The following is a 19,567-nucleotide window of genomic DNA, read 5'->3' as shown; positions in this document are numbered from 1 at the left end:
AACATTACACATGTTAAAGCATTAATTATTGCTTAGGTTTTTAGCTTTTTCTTTTAAATTTGCAAAATATACGGCAACCGGTCTGTAAGCAAGATGCGACCATTTAGAAAAAGGAACTTCTATTACAAGCATCGGAAATAATATCATTAAATGAATCAGGTATATATAAAAAATAGCCGATACCGAATAGTTATAAACTATAGCCGCCCTGAGCAAAACTCCGCTGACTGCGGTTAAGAACAACAGCGTTACGAACATCCAGTCGGTATGATGGGAAAATTTGCTTCTTTCTATTTTCTTAGAAAATCTTTTAATTATAAAATATATAGTTCCGAAAATTAATCCTATACTGGCAAAATAATCGAATAAAACTATATGAAGATACGGCATGCTGTTTTCGCTTTGAAACCAGTCTAAGAAAAAAACGATGGCTACAAACAGGGATACATAGCTTATCATTAAAAAAAGATGCGCAAGCCAAAAATTATACTTTCCCGAAGCAAGTTTTTTTGATGCAGACTCTTCGGAATCGTCGCATTTTGCATATCTGTACTGCGTAAAAAAATTGAATATTAACGACCAAGCCTCAGTAACGTAAAGACTCAAAGGGATTTTCACGCTTTTATCGCTCAATACCGTCTTGCGGTACATATTGTATATGAAAGACGTCAGCATAATTGCAAGAAAAGCCGATATAGGCCAGTCAAAGAAATAATCTACTTTATCAGGAGATACCGCCTGCGCAAGAGTCGCTCCGGCGGCAGGATGAAGTCCGAATATAACCGCCCACTCAAGCAAAACTCCCAGCGCTACTATTAATATTGCGATGTACTCTGCATATTTAGACTTATATAATATTTTGGAAATCCCCGTCCAGTCGTATGCGCTTATTAAAAAACGGCGCAGCGACATCATAAGTTCGCCCGGTTCTGCTTTCCTTGGACAGTTCTTGGAACATTCACCGCAATAATAGCATAACCACGGGTCTAAATCGGCGGTCAGCTGTTCTTTCATTCCCCATCCCGCCATTATCATTTCTTTTCGCGGAAACGGCCTGTCCTCCGTCGACAAAGGACATACCGCGGAACACGTGCCGCACTGAAAGCATTTTTTAAAATTGCTTTCGCCTACTTCTTTTATATATTTAACCAACTCGTTGTCGGTCTTAATAACTGTGTTATTCAAAATATCCTCCCTATCTTAAAAGCCTTTATATGGATTTGGTCCAAGAGATTTAACTTTATTAACGAAGTCTTCGACTATTTCCGGCAGTTTCATATAGTCGGTATATTCGAGCTGAACCTGCCTGACTCTTTCTTCTTCCAGAACAAGCCTTGTAAGTGTTTCCTTCAGGTTTCCCATTCTGTAAGAAGCCAGTTCCGAACCTTTCGTGAAATGGCACTGATAGTCGTCTCCGTATTTACAGCCCAGCAAAAGAATGCCGTCTATGCCTTTCGAAAGAGCATCGGCATACCATACGTTATTTATAGAGCCGAGACATCTTACCGGAATAACCCTTATATTGGAAGATAATTGCATTTTATTTAATCCAAGTACGTCTAATGCAGGATAAGCGTCGTTTTCGCATGCAAACACAAGTATCCTGTAATTTTCGTCGGTCGGATCTTCCGGAACGTACGTGCTTTTAATCATAGAACCTATAATATCCGGCGAATAATTTTTAAACGATATTATTCTTACGGGACATGCGCCCATGCATATGCCGCATCTCCTGCATCTTTCCGGATTATACTGCGGCGTTCCTTTTTCGTCTTCGTCTATTGCGCCGAAAGGACATTCTTCGGTGCATCTTTTACACTGCGTACATCTTGGAAGGTCAAAAAATGGGTATGTAGTATCGTTTGAACGGGGGTGAACCGCCCTGCCTTTAGAAGTCTGCTCGATGCATTGTATAGCCTTTAAAACCGCTCCTTTAGCATCGTCAACCGAAAAAACCGTATCTAAAGGCATTCTTACCGAACCGGCGGGATATATTCCCGTCCTTCTTGATTCGTAGGGGAAGCATATAAAATTTGAATCCGGAAATCCGTAAACAAGGTCGGGCATTTCTTTACCCTGCCTGTAGGAAAGGTTTAACAAGCCGCTTTTCGGAACCTGAGCCGTCGAAACGGGCACGGAAGGCGGGCAGGATGCTCCGCTTGCAGACTGTATGTTTCCTACGTTTAAAGATGCGGCATTATCTTTTAATTCTATCTCTCCGGAATTCGGAACCATACCCGTAGCGAGAACTACCATTTCCGTATTTATATCGATATCTCCTCCAAAGAGGGTATCTTTTACTTTAACGCCAATGGTATTTCCGCTCTTGTCGAGCGATACGCCGGATACAATGCCTTTAACCATAAAAATACCTTCGTCGTCCTGCATTTTTCTGTAAAAGTTTTCGTATTCGCCCATAGTTCTCATATCTTTGTATATAATGTAAACATTTGCATCTGGATTGTTCTTTCTGATTAAAGCGGCTTCTTTTAAGGAAGACATACAGCAAACGGTCGAACAGTAAGGAAGATGATTTTCGTCCCTTGAACCCGCACACTGAACAAACAATACCGACTTAACCGGCTTGCCGTCCGATTTTCTTTTTAATGCAAAATTTTCGGATTTTCCGTTGTCTGAAAGTTCGGAAAAAAGTTCCTCTAATTCTACGTTTGTTAAAATATCCGGCGTTAACCCGTATCCAAGATTATCTAATTTTTTTGCGTCGTAAGGCTTCCAGCCTGTGGCAACGACGATAGAACCCGCAATCTCTTTAACAGGCTCAGAACCTGAATTTCCTTCCGACGATTCTATTTCTACGTTGAATTTGCCGGGAGCTCCCGATATAGACTTAATTTTAGAATTTTTATATATTTTTATTTTATCGGATTTTTCCGCTTCGTTTATCAGCTCGCCTAATCCTTCCATTATCCAAGTATTTTTATCGAAAGGCGGCTTGGTTTCCCATTTTTTATATTTTGAAAAAGGAAATCCGCCGAGATTCTGCTTTTTTTCGACAAGAATTACGCCGTAACCCGCTTTTGCGGCGTTGACGGATGCGTTTAAACCGGTAACTCCGCCGCCTACTACGAGAACGGTTTTGTTAAGCTCCTGAATTAAAGGTTCCGGAAATGCAGATTTTTTTGCTCTCGATGCACCCATATTTATATAATCTTCGGCAAGAAGCTGGGTATTATTATCGTTCGGCGGGCTTATCCATATAACGTGCTCTCTTAAGTTTACCCTTTCGGTATGAATAGTAAACTGGTCGAAATTAAAAACGTCCTGTTTGGCGCGCATCGAACAGGCGGCTATTACTACTTTATTTATCTTTTTTTCGGAAATATCGTTTTTTATGAGATTTATGCCTTCCGGTCCGCAGAGAAACTCATGGCTTACGCATACTAAAGGCTTATTGGAATCTTTCGCGGTATTGATTAATCTTTCCACATTAAGACTTTTTCCGATATCGCAGCCGGAACATATATAAATCCCCAAATTATTATCCATTTTAACTCCTTCCTAAATAATATCTATAATAATATCTTTTATTATTTTGCGTTATGCTGAATTACCGATAATGCCGCCGACGTCGCCGATTGTCCCGACATATAAACATCCAGAGGAAATCTTGCTACGCCTGCCGAAAATATTCCTTGTTTAAAATTATCGTTAAATATAAATCCGTTTTCATCGATATCTATTTTAATATCTTCGTCTATTTTTATTTCCTTAAGGTCGTCTTTGATGTTTGACGCCATTCCGGCGGCAAGAACCACCATTTCCGCCCTGACTTTATTTTTTTTGCCGGAAATCATATCTTCGACGTCTAAAAGAAGGTCGCCGGTTTCATGGTCTTCGGATATTTTGCCGACTACTCCTTTATTAAATTTTATTTTTTCGTCGCTTTTAACTTTGTTTAAAAAATTTTCGTATCTGCCCGGCGTTCTTAAATCTATATAAAATATGACCGGCGAGGATTCAGGATTTTTATCCCTCAAATACATCGCCTGCTTTAAGGATGCCATGCAGCAAATTGCGGAGCAATATGGAAGATGGTTCTCGTTTCTTGAGCCTGCGCATTGAATAAACGCCACGTTTTTAACTTCCTTTCTGTCGGACGGCCTTAAAATTTTTCCGCCGGTAGGACCGTTTTCTGCGGCAAGCCTTTCCATTTTTACGTTTGTAATAACGTTTTTATATTTACCGTATCCCAAATTTTCTAATTTTTCAACTTCATAAGGCTTCCAGCCCGTTGCAAATATGATATCCGATACGGTTAATTCGATAACGTTCTCTTTTGCATCCAAGTTGATAGCACTGTATCTGCATGCTTCTTCGCATTTTTTACATGCCGAAAATTTGCAGTATTTATCATCTACGCTGTATTTAAGCGGAAAAGAAGATATCGCAGGCAGATATATAGCTTTTGTGTTATCCATGCCGTAATTGAAATCGTTAGGTCTTTCTTCAGGGCAAACCTTAGCGCATTCTCCGCATACCGTGCAGTTATCGTTTATATACTGCGGTTTTTGTTTTATTTTTACTTTATATCCGGTTCCTTCTTTCGCTTTTGTTATTTCTTCGACGTTTGAAGAAACTAAAAAATTTATATTTCCTTCGGTAGACGACTTTATTCTTTTCGTATTGATTTCAAAGCCGCAAAAGGGGGGGCACAATTTTGGAAAATACTTATACATCTGGAGAACCCTGCCGCCGATATACGATTTTTTTTCTACTATATATACTTTTTTATCGACCGCCTCGGTAATTTCTAATGCTGCCGATACGCCGCTATGCCCGCCGCCGATTATTAATACGGCATTTTCATTATTTAGCTCGCTCAACTTTAAATCTCCATTGCTAAGTTTTTATTTATTTAAATATAATATAAAAAATATATAAAGACTTTATACATATTAAAATCCCCTTCTCTATTTAGAGAAGGGGATAGACTTAATTTTTTTATAAATTGTGTTTATAAAATATTAAGTTAGTTTTTCGGTACGATTTCAATATAAGGCTTTTTAAACAATTCCGGCTGTCCGGTCGTTTTATTTAATTTTGAATTGACGAACACCTTCCAGTTCTGTTCGTCAAGTTTCGGATGGTCGGTTCTGTAATAGAATCCCGGATATCTTGTTTCTTCTCTGAACAGTACGTGCCTTAAGTGAAGTTCGCCGACTATAGACCTGTGGTAATTTTCCCATGCTCTCATAAGTTCATGGAGATTTGCGGCCGCAAGTTTAGGCGCATCCTCTTTCAATCTGTTTAAAAGGTCTAACCCTCTTAAAAGACTGGCTTCGCTTGTTCTGTAGAACGTCGAAGTACCGGCGACGTATTCGTCCATAAGTTTATTCAATCTGAACAAATAAAGTCTCGGTTTAATATAATTAGGATTTACGTTTGACTCGGTAGAATAGTCTTTGAATTTTTCAAAAGTTATCATCGGCCCGTACACTTTTTCGGCAAGAACTTTATTGTCGGTATGAACCGTCGGAGTAAAGCCCGGATCGTCAAGTACAAACCTGACTGCCGATTTTGCCGCAATTCTTCCTTCTACGTATGAACCTGAAGAGAATTTGTGTCCGGATGCTCCAACGCCGTCTCCGCCGGTGAAAAGGCCGTTAACGGTCGTCATGCGGTTATAACCCCATTGATATTCCTTAGGAGCTAAATCTTCTGGTCCTGAAACCCACATTCCGCAAGCTCCGGAATGAGAACCTAAGAAATACGGCTCTGTAGGCATAACCTCGGAATTAGTTTCGCCTGGATCTATATCCATAGATGCCCATAATCCGGCCTGCGCAACCGTCATATCAAGGAAATCTTCCCATGCGTCGGCTTCAAGAGATTTCTTTCTCTTTTCGGGAAGGGTTTCAAAAAGCGTCTTCATAGCGCCTGACGTATTCATATAGAACGGGCCGTTTCCTTCCATCCAGTCTTTAAGCATGACATGGTTCCATAAACATGTTGCGGGGACTTTCGCTAGTCCGTAAGGAGCGTAGTCTTGCAGCATATGTCCCCATTTTTGCATGTAGTCCTCTCCGTGAGCATTTAAAACTCTGGATTTAAAGAGCGTAAACCATGCGCCGACGGGTCCATATCCGTCTTTAAATCTGTTTGGAACGAATCTGTTTTCCATCGTTGTCATTTCGGCTCCTGCCTGATATCCCATAGCATAGGTAGAACCGGCATTCCATATTGCATACCATGTTCTTCCCATACCTTCCGCCTGAGACCTCGGCCTGAAAACGTTAACCGTTCCGCCGCAAGCCATAATTACGGCTTTTGCTTTTATAATATATATCTTTGCTTCTCTTAAGCTGAAACCGATTGCTCCCGCAACTCTGTTTTCATGCTTTTCGTCCATAAGAAGTTCGGTAATAAAGACTCTTTCCTTGATGTTTTCTTCGCCGAGAGCTTTTCTTGCCGCTTCGGCAACAAGTACTTTGTAGGACTCTCCGTGAATCATTATCTGCCATCTTCCGGCTCTTAAAGGTTTTGCGCCTTCTTCAATAGTTCTTGTGTCGTCTTCGTCTTCTTTGAATATCGGAAGTCCGAATTTTTCAAAAAGTCTTACGGTAGAATCTACGTGCCTGCCTGTATCGTATATAAGGTCTTCCCTGACTATACCCATAAGGTCGTTAGCCACGTGTTTAACGTAATCTTCGGGCGTGTTATCTCCCAAATAAGTGTTAATAGCGGACAAACCCATTGCTACCGCGCCGCTTCTTTCTATGGCAGCTTTTTCTATCATCGTTATTTTCATATCTTTCGGCGCCCATTTTTTAATTTCGAATGCGGCTCCGCAACCTACCATACCGCCCCCGACTATTAAGACGTCGGTACTGATTTCTTCTATGGTATAATTGTTCAAAACTTCGGTGCTGGTCATTGAACCTTTCATTTCAGCCATACAATTTATCCTCGCAAATTATAAATTATTTTAATTATAAATAAATAAAATGTCTTTTAATTCTTTATTTCTTGGGTGCCGTAAGTTCAACCCCAAGTTCGTCGCATAGACGCTCGTCTTTCAAACTGCCCTGGTTTACCTCGGCTATTCCATGATACGGATCGATACCGCCTTCAGGAGTAGTTCTTATCGGAAATTTAAACCTTTTAATTTTTCCGTTTCTGAATTTTACCGTCCACATAATCGAATCGGAACCTCTCATAGGAATAACGGACGCACCCAACGGCGCAAAATCCTGATAAGATCTTACTTCGATGGCAGACTGCGGACAAATTTTTACGCAGCTATAGCACTCCCAGCACTGGTCTGGCTCTTGATTGTAAGCCTTCATAATGTCCTTATTTAAAACCATAAGGTCGTTCGGACAGATATACTGACAGGCAGTCTTGTCTCTGCCTTTGCATCCGTCGCACTTTTCCGTAATTACAAAACTTGGCATTTCCATACCTCCTTAATTTTATATTTTGTTTTTTTATAAGAATATATATTGTCGCCTTTATATTATGCCGGCAATATAAAATTATAACTGAATTAAATTTCTCCTTTCGCCGCTTTGTGAAGCTTAATTTCTACCTTGTCTTCTTTTGCAAGCGAAGCATAATAATCTTTTAATATAGACAAAACTTCCGGTCTGGAAAAATGGTCGGGGACTTCCTGACCTTCGGACAGTAATTTCCTTAGCATTGTTCCGCTAAGCGTAAGCCTGTCTTCTTTAGGATGCGGACACGTCCTCGTCGAAGCCATGCCGTCGCATTTATGACAATAAAAGGTAAGATCCATTTTTAGCGGTTTTAATTCAAGCGCATTTTTGGGAATTTCGTCGAATATCTTATGCGCGTCAAAGGGGCCATAAAAGTCGCCGACTCCGGCGTGGTCTCTTCCCACTATAAGGTGAGAACATCCGTAATTCTGTCTGAATACGGCATGGAGCAGGGCTTCTCTGGGTCCGGCATATCTCATTTCCATAGGATAACCTGCTTGAACTACGGTATTTTTAACAAAATATTTGTCAATCAACGTATTGATTGCTACCGCTCTGACATTCGCCGGAATATCTCCTGGTTTTAACTTTCCGACTAGCTGGTGTATAAGCACTCCGTCCGTAGTTTCAACCGCTACTTTTGCAAGATATTCGTGGGAACGGTGCATAGGATTTCTGGTCTGAAATGCAGCTACGGTATTCCATCCTTTTTCCTCGAATATTTTCCTAACTTCCGCCGGACGCATATATATATCTTTAAATTCTGTCGGATAATAGCTTTCGCTTAAAACTTTTACTTTTCCTGCGATATTGATGTCTCCCTGAGCCATAACTTTTTGAACTCCGGGATGTTCCATATCCGTAGTTTTAAAAACTTTCTGACATTCATGAGCTTTGTCTATCGTATATTTTTCCGATACGTTAATAATACCAATAATTTCCGAAGTTTCGGAATCTACAAGTGCGGCTTCTTCGCCTATGTTAATTCCGTCGGCAGTTTCTTTTGAAGCGGAAAGTGTAATGGGTATAGGCCAGAACGTGCCGTCTTCCATAGTATAATTATCCACCACGCCCTGCCAGTCTTTTTTTCCCATAAAACCTTCAAGTGGCGTAAATGCGCCTATTCCCATCATTATAAGGTCGGATGTTTCTCTTGACGTCATAGGTATTTTTTTAAGATTTTTAGCTTTTTCTTTTGCGGAACTGAGTTCGCTTCCCGACAAAATCAGGGGTTTTAACTTTTTTTCCTTACCGTGCGGATTTACTAAAGCCATATTTTACTCCGTATATATTTTAAAATTGAATTCTATATATTTAATATTATTTGTTTAAAAAGTCAACATTTATTTTTTTATATTTTAAAATTACGCCCATGTCATCGGATTATGTTCGGTAACTTTTTCTACAAAGCCTTTATAATCTATTACTTTTACGTTTTCTATTATTTCGCTTTCCTGAATTCCTCTTGCTTTTATATCGGCTATAAGACAGTAAACGGCATTTTTTTGCATAAGGTTTTTTAACGCTCCTTCAAATTTTCCGCCTTTTTTTGCGGCATATATTCCGTCTTCGGTTAAAAGCATTATATCGTTTTGCTCTATGTAGTTTATCGCATCGCTGAATGCGGAAGATTCGTACGGAGATTTTTTTACTATGTGCAGCACTTTTAAATTCCTCCTTAATTATTATTCCATAATAAATTTAGGTTTTTATTTTTTAAAACGGCAGTAACGCTTTCATTTCTCTCATCTTTTGCTTCAATGTATTTCTGTCTATTATCTCAACTTCGGTAGCAAGATCGCTTTCGGACATACCTCTTTCTTCGAGAGACTCTTTTTCTACGTATATATGCGAAATTTCAAAGTCGTCTATTAATATAGGATAAGTCATTGAAAAATTTTTCTTTCCCAGAAGTGAAGTATCCTGCCCTTTTTTCAACGAAAATACTCCGTCTCCGGTAAATGTTACGCTTATATCCTGTTCGTATGCGCCGAACATAACCATGGCTTCTATAGCTTCCTGTTCGTATATAGTACCGTACGGAGCGGTTCTGCATACAAACATAACTTTAGTTTTTTCTTGTTCTGACATGTTATGGCTCCTTTATTCAGTATATTTTTTTATTTTTTATTAAAAAGTTATAGTTCTGTCGGATGTTATGCACAGTTCTAACAATTGTCCCAGTCCGGATATTTCTTCCACTTTACATACGGTCTGATTGACTATGCCTCTTCTTTTTCCGGCCGCAACGCAGACTATTAATCTGACTCCTTTCAATTCTAATTCCGTAAGGAGTTTCATAATATTTCTTTCGTCTCTCGGCGGTTCAAGCGTCGCACATCTGTTATAAACTCCGTCGTTATAAAAAAATATGCCCGTTATTTCATGCCCGCTTTCCATAGCCGCTAATATAAAATTATAGGCTGTGTCCATAGCCTGATGCATATAAGGGCCTTCTTTAATAAGAATGCCGAATTTCATTAATTCCTCCCCTGTTAACTAGTTATTTTTATATTATGGTGACAGAATTCAATTCTGTCACCATCACAAATCGTAGGGACAGAATTCAATTCTGTCCCCGTCACAACTTGATACGAACAAATCGGAAATTTACTACATTATTATAGCGTTGCTGACTAACTGATGAATACCGCCGACCATTTCGGCATCTAAGCCGTACAACGGGAATACCTTGGAAAACTGGGTTTTGCATATTGCGCAAATCAAGGCGTAAAAATTTACTCCGTGATTATCTACCGCTTCTTTAACCGTTTGCATTCTCGGCATTGAACCTGCCAGCCTTACGTTCATCACTTCTTCAGTCAATAATCCCCCGCCTCCACCGCAGCAAAAAGTGCTTTCTTTAGTAGTGCCTTCTCTTAATTCCACGAATTTATTTGCGGCGGCTTTTATTAATTCTCTCGGTATAGTAAATTGTCCGCCTACGACGTCGCCTATTCTGGAACCTCTCGCTACATTGCAGGAATCGTGAAACGTAACGACTTTATCGTCGTTTGCGGTTGGATCTAGCTTTATAACTCCGTCTTTTACAAGCCCTAAAGTGAATTCGCAAATATGGGTGGGCTGTTTATATTTTGAATCAAGAAAATCGAAGGGACCATTCATAGTATTGGAATACATATAGGCTGCTCTCCATGCATGTCCGCATTCTCCTATAATGACTCTCTTTACCTTAAGTCTTCTTGCCTCATCCCATATCCTTTTATTGATTTCTTTGGTGTTTTGATAACTTCCTATAAACTTTCCGAAATTACCCGCTTCTGATGCATAGGAAGAAACAGTATAACTTATACCTGCTTTATGAAACACTTTTGCATATCCCTTCAGAGATTCCATATGCGGCATAGCAAAAAAATCAGCCGACGGGGGAACAAGCAAAACTTCCGCTCCTTCTACGTCCATCGGAATTTTTACACCTTTTCCGCCTTCTTCTTCTATTTCTTCTTCTAAGTCGTCAAGAGTATTTCTCAACGCTGCGGCATTTATTCCTATATTGTTTCCGGTAGTATATACTTTGTGAATAACTTCTGTAGTGTATTTTTGTCCGAGGCCTATAGAGTCCATAATCTGCCTTGCCGCCATTGTAATTTCTGCCGTATCTATGCCGTAAGGACAAAACACCGAACACCTTCTGCACTCCGAACACTGCCAGAAGTATGTGTACCATTCTTTCAAAACTTCTTCAGTCAATTCCTGCGAATTTGAAAGGCTTTTAAAAAATCCGGACGGCGTAAAATAATATCTATAAACCTTTCTCATCAACTCCTGTCTTTGAACCGGCATATTATTAGGGTCGGACGTTCCTAAAAAAAACTGGCATTTATCAGTGCAAGCTCCGCATCTTACGCATATATCCATATAATCCCTAACGGCCTTATTGTGGTCCAATATCTGTTTAAATACTCCAAGAGCTTTATCTTTCCAGCCGTCTTGCAGTTTCGCGGGAAAACCGAGCGCTTCCATATCTTCTTTCTGCGCTCCTATCATATGTTCATATGAAGATGCTCCTGGAACTATCTTCGGTATCGAAATATTTCCGTCCAATACCGGTACTTTATATTTACTTTTCGGTTTAGCCATACGTATATACCTCCGATTAATTCGTATACTGAATTAACATTACGGTTATTAATTAATTTATGTTTTGTTATATAGACAGATCCTTTGCATTTGGACGATAGTATCTTTCTTCTATAGGATTATCTGCCATATTTCTTGTCGGCGAAAAGAATATTCCGATGAAATGCATCACTTTGCTAAACGGTATATATAGAATAAGAAGCATTACCAGTGTATAATGTATCAAAAATAAAGGATTTGACGGTATATTCGTAAATTTAAACGTTAAAAGACCGTCCATATATGGACCAAGCTGTTTATCGACCACGGTCAAAGCAGCAGGCGTTAATGCAAAGTTCAAAGACAGACCGGCTATACCGATAAGCATTAATAAAATTAATATTAAATAATCCTGAAAAAGAGATATAAATTTTACTCTTTCTACCACGATTCTTCTCATTATTAAAACAAATAGAGAGATAACCATAACTATGCCGCAGACTATACCCGATATAACGAAATAGTTATACCATGAAGGCAGAGGATTTGTATATACAAAATGGCGCGCAAAATGCATTGCTATCAAAAGAAAAAATGAAATATGAAACAGGTATCCGAATATCCAAGTAGGTTTATTTGATTTATAGAGACTTTTAAAGAAAAAAACTTCTCCCAAAACTCTGGCAAATGCGCCGCTTTTAGTTAGCGGAGCAGGAGTCAGCATAATTTTAATAGGCTGAGGCGTCGTTGCATATTTATATATTCTTAAAACTACGCCTATAACGAAAACTAAACCGACCGAATAAGTAATAAATAAGTATATGGCGGTGGTTACATTAAGAGGTTCCATATTTACTCCCCCCTGAATAAATAATTTAATTTTATTTTATTTGTGTTTATATAATAATCAAGCGGCTTAAAAAGCCGCTTGATTATTTCATAGCTCTTTTTTACGTTAAACGCAGCCTGTCGGTTTTGGAAGACCCGATATTTTTGCAAGCTGTTTTGCCGGGCCTTCGGGAAATAATTCATAAATGAATTTATTTGCTTCTTTTTTGTCCGGTAAATTTTCAAGGCTCATGACTTCTTTCGTCAGCGATTTAATAGCAGGCGCAACCTGAAATTTCTGAAAGTAATCCCTTATCCATTCAATTAATTTCCAGTGTTTTTCGGTTAATTCTACATTTTCCTGTTTCGCAAGAACTTCAGCAAGACCTTTGTCCCAATCTCCAAGATTCTGAAGGTAACCTTCGTCATCCGTTTCTATCGTTTTTCCGTTATAAACAAAACTTGCCATAAATAACCTCCATTAAAATTAAATTTAATTTATTTGAATTCATTACATCATATTTAAAAATATTTAAAAGCTTCATTTACAGCATATCTATATAACCGCAGGGACAGCTTTCGGCGCATTTTTTGCAACCGTTGCACGTCTCAAGGTGAAACTCGAAATGCTGACCTTTCGGCAATTTTTTAACTGCGCTCTGCGAGCAGTATTCAAAACAGCTGCCGCAGTCGAAGCATAATCCGCAGCTCATGCATCTCTTTACTTCCGAAACTAATTCGTCGAAATTAAGGTCGTTTAAAATGCCTTCAAAATCTTTAACTCTTTCTTTAGGATCTCTGGACGTCCTCTTCTTTCTTTCGGCCGGCTGAAAATACGCAAGATACATATTTTTCCCTTCCCTGTTTACAGCGTCGCCGTACTTTATAACTCTTCTTTCGTCGTTAATAACCTGTTCTCCGCTAAACTTTTTATGTATAGCGTATGCGGCATATCTTCCCATTCCTATAGCGTCCGTAACGAGACCGAACCTTAATATATCGCCGCCGGCAAATACTTTATCTTCGCCTGCGACTAAATAATTATCGTCAACTTTTAAAAATTCGTTATTCGGATTTTTAGTCAGATTTTCTAAACCTTTATAATCGGGCTTTTGACCGAAAGAATATATTAAAGTGTCTAATTTTAAATTAAGTTCCTGCCCGCCTTCTATTATTATAGGATGAACCCTGCCCGAAGCATCTTTTTCCGAAAGTTTCATTTTTTTAAGCTTTACGGCAACAGCTTTGCCGTTTTCCGTAACTATCTCGTCGAGCGCAAATAAAAATTCGAATTTTATTCCCTCGGCGTGTCCTTCTTTTACTTCCGTAGAACCTTTTTCTTCTATTTCGGATGCATCGTTAACCGTGCCTTTATTGTATATAAAAGTAACGTTGGCGCCGAGTCTTTTTGCAACCATTCCGGCATCCATTGCGCTGTCGCTTCCGATAACTACCACTTCTTTACCGGCATCTTTAATTTCTCCGGAAGCCGCTTTCTGCAGAAATTCAATTCCGGTATAAACATTAGGAGAATCCGCGCCTTTCATCTTCATTTTTATAGGTTCGTGGGTTCCTATAGCTATAAATACGGCGTCATATTCCGACTTAAGACTGTCTAACGTTATGTCAGTGCCTATACCGACGCCGGTTTTAATTTCAACGCCAAGATTCTTAATGCGCTGGACTTCCGCGTCTATAATATCTAACGGAAGCCTGAAACGGGGTATTCCATATCTTAAATATCCGCCTGTTTCCGGAAACTTTTCAAAAATAGTAATGCCGTATCCCCTTAACGCAAGATGATATGCGGCAGATAAACCTGCAGGACCGCTTCCTATTATCGCAATTTTTTCTTTTCTTTTTACTTCGGTTAATTTTTTATACTGAAGATTATTTTTTATTCCGTAATCTCCTACAAACATTTCTATAGCATTAATCGCTACCGGCGTATCTTTTTCTTTTCTGTTGCATGCGTCTTCACACGGATGGGGACATACTCTTCCGGTCGTCGAAGGAAGAGGATTGGACTCCGTAAGCATATAAAAAGCCTGTTTTAATGAGTCGTCTACAGGCCTGTCGTAAGACTCGCTCTGCGCTATAAGCTGAATATAATCTCTAACCTTTGTTCCATTAGGACAAGTATCCATGCACGGGGGTCTTTTTTCGACGTATTTAGGTCTGTACGGCGACTGAGACATTCCGCCGCCTGTACTCGCCGCAATTTTTGCCGGTTTTTTCGGTTTTTTTAATTCAAGCATAATTTTTCCCTATTTTATTTATTTTTCAGTCGGACAGATTCAATTTAGTCCAACGCTATTTATTATTCAACGTAACGGCTGAAATAAAATTTCCGCCGTTACGTTTTTTTATTATTAATTATTTACTTGTTTTCCGGAAGCGTCAGGAAACTGCCGCCTGCATATCCGTAAACAAGTTTTTCATCATCCATTAAGTCTTTTAATGCTCCTTTAATATCGTCTTTAGTTAAAGCTTCGCTTGCAAACTCCTTTTCCATTTCCTTGACGATATCTATCGGCTTGAACCTTTTTTTTCCTGCATATTCCGTCACAAGCCCTAAAATTTTATCTTCGACTTTCTTTTTAGTTTCATCAGTCATATTATGAGCTCCTAGATACTAAACATTAGTTTTAATTTATAATTTTATCGAAAAACTACAGCCTGGCATGCGAAGAATAGTTCATAGTAGTTTCGCCGAGCCTGAAATCGTCGATATGATATTTCGTGAACGGGAATCCGGTAATCTTAAAGAATCTCGGCCAGCCTATCCTGTCTATCCATTCGCCGACTCTTTCACCTGGTTCTGCGCCTTTTTTATATTCGTTAAGAATTGTTTTAACGGCGTTTACCACTCCCGGCCATCTTGGAGGATCGTTGGGGATAAACGGTATAGCTAATTTAGAGAAAGTCGGTTTAGTTCTGGCATTGGATACTTTTCCGCCGACCCAAATCGATAAGCCGTCGTTTTCGGCGTTAGCTATAGGCATAGCAGGACAGACGGTATAACAGCTTCCGCAGAATACGCAGGTTTCTTCGTTTACTTTTACGCCCGGTTTGCCGTCAACCGTGTCAGGTCTGATAGAGTTTGTGGGGCATGCGGCAATAGTGCTGGGTATTTCGCAAAGATTCCTGAGTCTTTCCGCATCGATTCTCGGCGGTTTTCTGTGTGTTCCTACTATAGCTATGTCCGAAGACGAAACAGAACCGCACATATTTAAACAGCAGGCAAACGCTATTCTTACTTTTGACGGAAGTTTGTCTTCGACGAAATATTCATACAACTCGTCCATAACGGACTTTACGACGCCAGATGCATCGCTTGCGGAAGTGTGGCAGTGCACCCATCCCTGAGTATGAACTATATTTGCAACGATATTGCCTATGCCGCCTACGTTATATCCCATTTTTTCAAGGTCTTTTTTAAGCGGTTCGACGTTTTTTTCATCTTCTATTAAAAATTCAACGTTATTTCTTGTCGTAAATCTTAAGTGTCCGCCGCAGTATTTATCGGCGATATCGCAAATATCCCTCACGAAACTGCCGCTGACTAATCTAGGCGAACCCATTCTCACCGTATATAGTTTATCGCCGCTTTCCGCCACGTGCACCATAGTGCCTGGGTCAAGAATCTCATGATAAGCCCATTTGCCGTAATTATTTTTTATAACCGGCGACAAATATTCGTTGTAATCATGGGGTCCAATATCGGTAAGTCTCTTCTTTTTAACTTCTTCTGCCATATTAACCTCCAAATTTATATGTGATACTAAATAAGTTAATTATTAATTTATTGTTTTAATTTTATAATTTAAAACTATTCTTCTTCGTCTTCGGTAAATTTAATAAACGGATTGCTTCTCGGATGTTCGACCATTTCAGGAATAGGTTCTAATCCTATGCCTTCCAAGAAGGTATTTAATCCAACCCTTCCTATAAGCTCTCCTATTCTTTCCCTGCTGACTCCGTATTCATCCCAGAATTCCCACATATTGGAAATTAATGATTTTATCCATTCGTAATCGTTCTTTGCATCTTCATTTACGTCGTAAAAAGGAACGAGCATCATACCCATTCTAGGACCGGTAACCAAAGGCGCTTTTGCACCAATTAAAATAGAGCAGCCTCTTTCGTCGCCGGCTTTAAGAGCTTTAGGCAGTTCATTTATACAATGCATGCATTTTACGCAGTTTTCGTCGTCTATAACAAGGTTTTCTCCTTCAAACCACATGCACTTTGTAGGACATTTATCTAGAACATATTTTTGAACGTTGAATTTCTTTTTATAATTTTTTACTTCTTCCTGATTGATTTTTATTTTGTCTTTCCATGTTCCTATGAAAGCAAGATCTGACCTTGCCGCAGAAGCAACGCAGTCGTTAGCGCATCCGGAAAATTTAAATTTAAATTTATAATTAAACGCAGGCCTGTGAAGCTCGTCCAAATATTCTTCCGTTAAATGACGGCAAATTTTCATTGTGTCGAAATTTGCAAATTCGCATCTTGCCTGTCCCGCGCAGCATGAAGGCGTTCTTAAATCCGAACCGCTTCCGCCAAGGTCAAACCCTAGTTCGGCTACGGCCTGAAAAACATCTTCAGCCTCTGCCTGAGACATTCCAAGTATCTGAATGTTTCCGGTAGCTCCGTGAAAATTCAGCAAGCCGCCGGCGTGTTTTTCGGAAATATCGGCTAATTTTCTAAGAAAATCGGAATTATAGAAAAAACCTGCTGAAGGTATAATTCTCATAGAATGGCATTCTTTTATTCCCGGATATTTATCGGGATATTCGCTGAACCTACCGACCATACCTGCGCCGTATCCTTTAACGCCCGCCATGCCGCCGTGTTTCCAGTGATTTACTTTGTCATGGTAAGATTCTTCAACTTGCCCCAAAAGGTCTTCGGTTCTTTCGCTCTTTTCTGCCGCTCTTTCTATTTCCCTGACGAAACTTATCCACTTCCCTTTCTTAAGTTCATCAAGAAGCGGAGTCTGGTGCTTTTTACCCATAGTAAAGCCTCCTTTATTTTAAAAAATAAAATTAGAATAATTATAATGCCCCAATATATAAACGCATTATTTTTTAAATAAATTAAAACTTAGTTACAATTTTTATTTATACAATTTTATAGCTATATTTGTCAATAAAAAAATTTACCGTTTTAAAAAAATTAAACGTTATTTTATTTTTTTATATACATAGCTTTTATCTGTTTTATAAAAGCAACCCAGTTTTTGAACCAACCCGGAGAAGACGGAGAATACATATGCGTATAGCAGGCTAAAACGTTCTTATATGTTATACCGTCGGAGAAGCCGTCAACTCCGTAACCTTTTTTCATTTTAAATACTAATTCATATTTGTCTTGAGCCATTTCTAAAAAAGAATGATGAAATTCATGCCCTTTTATTAATTTTATTTTATCGAACCAGAGGCTTTTTTTTCCTTTTCCGTATGAATAAGGCATTAATTTAGTGTATCCGTGACCCTTCGGTTTTTTGGTAAGTTTTACGTCTGCTTCGATAACGCCCGTCATTTCGTTAAAACCATTTTCGTAAGCAATGCTTTTGCAGAGATACATGAGTCCGCCGCACTCTGCATAAACGGGAAGACCTTCTTCTATTTTTTGTTTTATTTCATTTCTTATAGATTTATTATCTTGAAGTTCATTGGAAAATATTTCAGGGAATCCTCCGCCTATATATAATGCGTCGATATCCGGCAAATGCTTATCGGAGATTGGAGAAAATTTAATCAATTCGCATCCGAGATTTTCAAGGGCTTCCAAATTTTCGTTATAATAAAAATTAAAAGCGTTATCGAAAGCAAGTCCTATTTTTATCAAGCCGTTTCTTTTATTTTTTTGCTTTGCGTTATCGGCGTTTAATTTTAAAATAGGTTTTTTTTGGGCATCGGTATAATGTTTGTCAGCAAATTTCGACATTTTTATTATACCTTCCAAATCTATATAGTTCGCAATTTCGGCGGAAGTCTTGTCCACCAACGATTCTATTTCGCCGCCCGACATCGTCGATAAAAGCCCCAGATGCCTCTGTTTTATTGAAAATTCAGGATTATTGGGTATGTTGCCTACGACCTTTAAATCGGTATAATATTTAATAGCTCTAAGCAAATTTTTCTCGTGTCTTTTGCTGTGGACTTTATTAAGAATAACGCCTTTGATATCAACATTTTTATCAAATTCTTTATAACCCAATATTAAAGGAACAACCCCTCTGTTTAATTCTCCTACGTCTATAATAAGTATAACGGGAAGTCCCAGCAGTTTCGCCATTTCGGCGTTGGACGATTTTCCGTAAATATCTATCGAATCGTGCAGGCCGTGGTTTCCTTCTACTATGCTTATGTCAGAATTTAAAGAATATTTTAAGAAATGTTTCCTGATTTTATCTTTGGACATAAAATAGAAATCCAGATTATACGTCCTGTTTCTCGAAGCTATATTCAGCCACATTGGATCGATAAAATCAGGGCCTTTTTTGAACGGCTGGACGGATAAACCCCTGTTGCTCAACAAACGCGACAGAGCTATAGAAATAGTAGTTTTACCCGAATTCCTTTTAGCGGCTGAAATGTAAATTCCGTTAATAATATTTCTATTATTATTTCTATTATTCTTTTTATATTTTTGGGTATTTTCAACCTTAATCATCCTGCTTCCTGAGTTCCGTAATTTTTGAAATCAAATTTATCTTATACGAGGAAAGTTTTTTCCCTTGAGCTTCCGCTTCTTCTTTTCTATGTTCTACGGAATATATCCTTTCGATACCCAGGATGAACAGAGCGAATTCATATTCGGCAGATCTGTCTTTATCGAAGTAGTGCTGATGAAAAGCAAATTCATCGTCTTCTTCTATTATTTTGCTTATATAAAACGCTTCGAGTTTAGCCTGCAAAGGAAGTCCGTCGAAATATTTAAGGAGTTCGAGTATAAACTCTTTGCTCAGTTTGGTAATTTTCGTAATATATTCTATATCGTATTTAAATTTCATATAGGCGGCTGAGTAAATGGCGGAGAGAGAGGGATGAGCGCCCTTCGGACGCTAAAAGCGACGAACCCCCTTGCGGGCTAACGCCCTTCGGTTGTTCGAACCCCTCTCTGTACCGTCTTAATTTTGCTTTATTATTATCTCTGCATTTATCATAAAATGGCGGAGAGAGAGGGAT

18 protein-coding genes are annotated in these 19,567 nt (G+C 38.9%); all 18 read right to left on the bottom strand.

Translation table 11 applies throughout. The annotated features are described in order from the left end of the window. Positions 1-21: 21 nt before the first annotated feature. The 18 genes from EVJ48_06565 to EVJ48_06480 all read right to left on the bottom strand — a co-directional run bounded on the left by EVJ48_06565 (position 22) and on the right by EVJ48_06480 (position 19,392). Positions 22-1,188 (bottom strand): 4Fe-4S dicluster domain-containing protein, encoded by a 1,167-nt coding sequence (locus EVJ48_06565; protein ID RZV38625.1) that lies wholly within the window; start codon positions 1,186-1,188, stop codon positions 22-24. A 12-nt stretch (positions 1,189-1,200) separates the two neighbouring features. Continuing rightward, positions 1,201-3,507, bottom strand: coding sequence for a hydrogenase iron-sulfur subunit (locus tag EVJ48_06560; protein RZV38624.1), 2,307 nt, complete (start codon positions 3,505-3,507; stop codon positions 1,201-1,203). Positions 3,508-3,548: 41 nt separating this feature from the next. After that, a complete protein-coding gene (locus EVJ48_06555) occupies positions 3,549-4,844 on the bottom strand; it encodes a CoB--CoM heterodisulfide reductase iron-sulfur subunit A family protein (GenBank protein RZV38623.1) in 1,296 nt (431 codons plus the stop codon). A 146-nt stretch (positions 4,845-4,990) separates the two neighbouring features. Beyond that, positions 4,991-6,895 carry an adenylyl-sulfate reductase subunit alpha gene (aprA, locus tag EVJ48_06550; protein RZV38653.1) on the bottom strand — a complete coding sequence of 635 codons (1,905 nt, stop codon included), beginning with the start codon at positions 6,893-6,895 and terminating at the stop codon, positions 4,991-4,993. 85 nt (positions 6,896-6,980) lie between these two features. After that, positions 6,981-7,415 carry an adenylyl-sulfate reductase subunit beta gene (gene aprB / locus EVJ48_06545; GenBank protein RZV38622.1) on the bottom strand — a complete coding sequence of 145 codons (435 nt, stop codon included), beginning with the start codon at positions 7,413-7,415 and terminating at the stop codon, positions 6,981-6,983. A gap of 92 nt (positions 7,416-7,507) precedes the next feature. Next, complete coding sequence (sat, locus tag EVJ48_06540; protein ID RZV38621.1) at positions 7,508-8,731, bottom strand: sulfate adenylyltransferase; 1,224 nt, start codon at positions 8,729-8,731, stop codon at positions 7,508-7,510. Between the two features lie 90 nt (positions 8,732-8,821). Further along, positions 8,822-9,121, bottom strand: coding sequence for a sulfurtransferase complex subunit TusB (gene dsrH / locus EVJ48_06535; GenBank protein ID RZV38620.1), 300 nt, complete (start codon positions 9,119-9,121; stop codon positions 8,822-8,824). Positions 9,122-9,173: 52 nt separating this feature from the next. Then, on the bottom strand, positions 9,174-9,548 hold the full coding sequence (tusC, locus tag EVJ48_06530) for a sulfurtransferase complex subunit TusC (protein ID RZV38619.1): 375 nt from the start codon (positions 9,546-9,548) through the stop codon (positions 9,174-9,176). 39 nt (positions 9,549-9,587) lie between these two features. Then, positions 9,588-9,938, bottom strand: coding sequence for a sulfurtransferase complex subunit TusD (gene tusD / locus EVJ48_06525; GenBank protein RZV38618.1), 351 nt, complete (start codon positions 9,936-9,938; stop codon positions 9,588-9,590). A gap of 132 nt (positions 9,939-10,070) precedes the next feature. Further along, entirely contained in the window at positions 10,071-11,558 is a 1,488-nt protein-coding gene (locus EVJ48_06520; GenBank protein ID RZV38617.1) for a (Fe-S)-binding protein, read from the bottom strand. Positions 11,559-11,625: 67 nt separating this feature from the next. After that, complete coding sequence (locus EVJ48_06515; GenBank protein RZV38616.1) at positions 11,626-12,387, bottom strand: nitrate reductase; 762 nt, start codon at positions 12,385-12,387, stop codon at positions 11,626-11,628. Positions 12,388-12,492: 105 nt separating this feature from the next. Beyond that, a complete protein-coding gene (gene tusE / locus EVJ48_06510) occupies positions 12,493-12,834 on the bottom strand; it encodes a TusE/DsrC/DsvC family sulfur relay protein (protein RZV38615.1) in 342 nt (113 codons plus the stop codon). A 76-nt stretch (positions 12,835-12,910) separates the two neighbouring features. Continuing rightward, positions 12,911-14,623, bottom strand: a complete 1,713-nt coding sequence (locus EVJ48_06505) for an FAD-dependent oxidoreductase (protein ID RZV38614.1) — start codon at positions 14,621-14,623, stop codon at positions 12,911-12,913. A 122-nt stretch (positions 14,624-14,745) separates the two neighbouring features. Then, on the bottom strand, positions 14,746-14,982 hold the full coding sequence (locus tag EVJ48_06500) for a hypothetical protein (GenBank protein RZV38613.1): 237 nt from the start codon (positions 14,980-14,982) through the stop codon (positions 14,746-14,748). Between the two features lie 55 nt (positions 14,983-15,037). Beyond that, positions 15,038-16,123, bottom strand: a complete 1,086-nt coding sequence (gene dsrB / locus EVJ48_06495; GenBank protein RZV38612.1) for a dissimilatory-type sulfite reductase subunit beta — start codon at positions 16,121-16,123, stop codon at positions 15,038-15,040. 74 nt (positions 16,124-16,197) lie between these two features. Continuing rightward, entirely contained in the window at positions 16,198-17,388 is a 1,191-nt protein-coding gene (dsrA, locus tag EVJ48_06490) for a dissimilatory-type sulfite reductase subunit alpha (protein ID RZV38611.1), read from the bottom strand. A 173-nt stretch (positions 17,389-17,561) separates the two neighbouring features. Continuing rightward, complete coding sequence (gene cobB, locus EVJ48_06485; GenBank protein ID RZV38610.1) at positions 17,562-19,052, bottom strand: hydrogenobyrinic acid a,c-diamide synthase (glutamine-hydrolyzing); 1,491 nt, start codon at positions 19,050-19,052, stop codon at positions 17,562-17,564. After that, entirely contained in the window at positions 19,045-19,392 is a 348-nt protein-coding gene (locus tag EVJ48_06480) for a hypothetical protein (protein RZV38609.1), read from the bottom strand. The genes cobB and EVJ48_06480 overlap by 8 nt, the downstream gene beginning before the upstream one ends. Positions 19,393-19,567: the final 175 nt, after the last annotated feature.

This window comes from Candidatus Acidulodesulfobacterium acidiphilum (genome assembly GCA_008534395.1).
In the GTDB taxonomy this organism is placed as follows: Bacteria; SZUA-79; SZUA-79; order Acidulodesulfobacterales; family Acidulodesulfobacteraceae; genus Acidulodesulfobacterium_A; species Acidulodesulfobacterium_A acidiphilum.
The sequence above is the reverse complement of the archived record's forward strand: the minus strand, read 5'-3'. Positions and strand labels throughout refer to the sequence as shown.

Coding starts and splice junctions, on each gene's coding strand:
- EVJ48_06480 (RZV38609.1), bottom strand. CDS start 19,392: ATGAAATTTAAATACGATATAGAATATATTACGAAAATTACCAAACTG.
- sat (RZV38621.1), bottom strand. CDS start 8,731: ATGGCTTTAGTAAATCCGCACGGTAAGGAAAAAAAGTTAAAACCCCTG.
- cobB (RZV38610.1), bottom strand. CDS start 19,052: ATGATTAAGGTTGAAAATACCCAAAAATATAAAAAGAATAATAGAAAT.
- EVJ48_06500 (RZV38613.1), bottom strand. CDS start 14,982: ATGACTGATGAAACTAAAAAGAAAGTCGAAGATAAAATTTTAGGGCTT.
- EVJ48_06515 (RZV38616.1), bottom strand. CDS start 12,387: ATGGAACCTCTTAATGTAACCACCGCCATATACTTATTTATTACTTAT.
- tusE (RZV38615.1), bottom strand. CDS start 12,834: ATGGCAAGTTTTGTTTATAACGGAAAAACGATAGAAACGGATGACGAA.
- aprB (RZV38622.1), bottom strand. CDS start 7,415: ATGCCAAGTTTTGTAATTACGGAAAAGTGCGACGGATGCAAAGGCAGA.
- aprA (RZV38653.1), bottom strand. CDS start 6,895: ATGACCAGCACCGAAGTTTTGAACAATTATACCATAGAAGAAATCAGT.
- dsrB (RZV38612.1), bottom strand. CDS start 16,123: ATGGCAGAAGAAGTTAAAAAGAAGAGACTTACCGATATTGGACCCCAT.
- EVJ48_06560 (RZV38624.1), bottom strand. CDS start 3,507: ATGGATAATAATTTGGGGATTTATATATGTTCCGGCTGCGATATCGGA.
- EVJ48_06520 (RZV38617.1), bottom strand. CDS start 11,558: ATGGCTAAACCGAAAAGTAAATATAAAGTACCGGTATTGGACGGAAAT.
- dsrA (RZV38611.1), bottom strand. CDS start 17,388: ATGGGTAAAAAGCACCAGACTCCGCTTCTTGATGAACTTAAGAAAGGG.
- tusD (RZV38618.1), bottom strand. CDS start 9,938: ATGAAATTCGGCATTCTTATTAAAGAAGGCCCTTATATGCATCAGGCT.
- tusC (RZV38619.1), bottom strand. CDS start 9,548: ATGTCAGAACAAGAAAAAACTAAAGTTATGTTTGTATGCAGAACCGCT.
- EVJ48_06505 (RZV38614.1), bottom strand. CDS start 14,623: ATGCTTGAATTAAAAAAACCGAAAAAACCGGCAAAAATTGCGGCGAGT.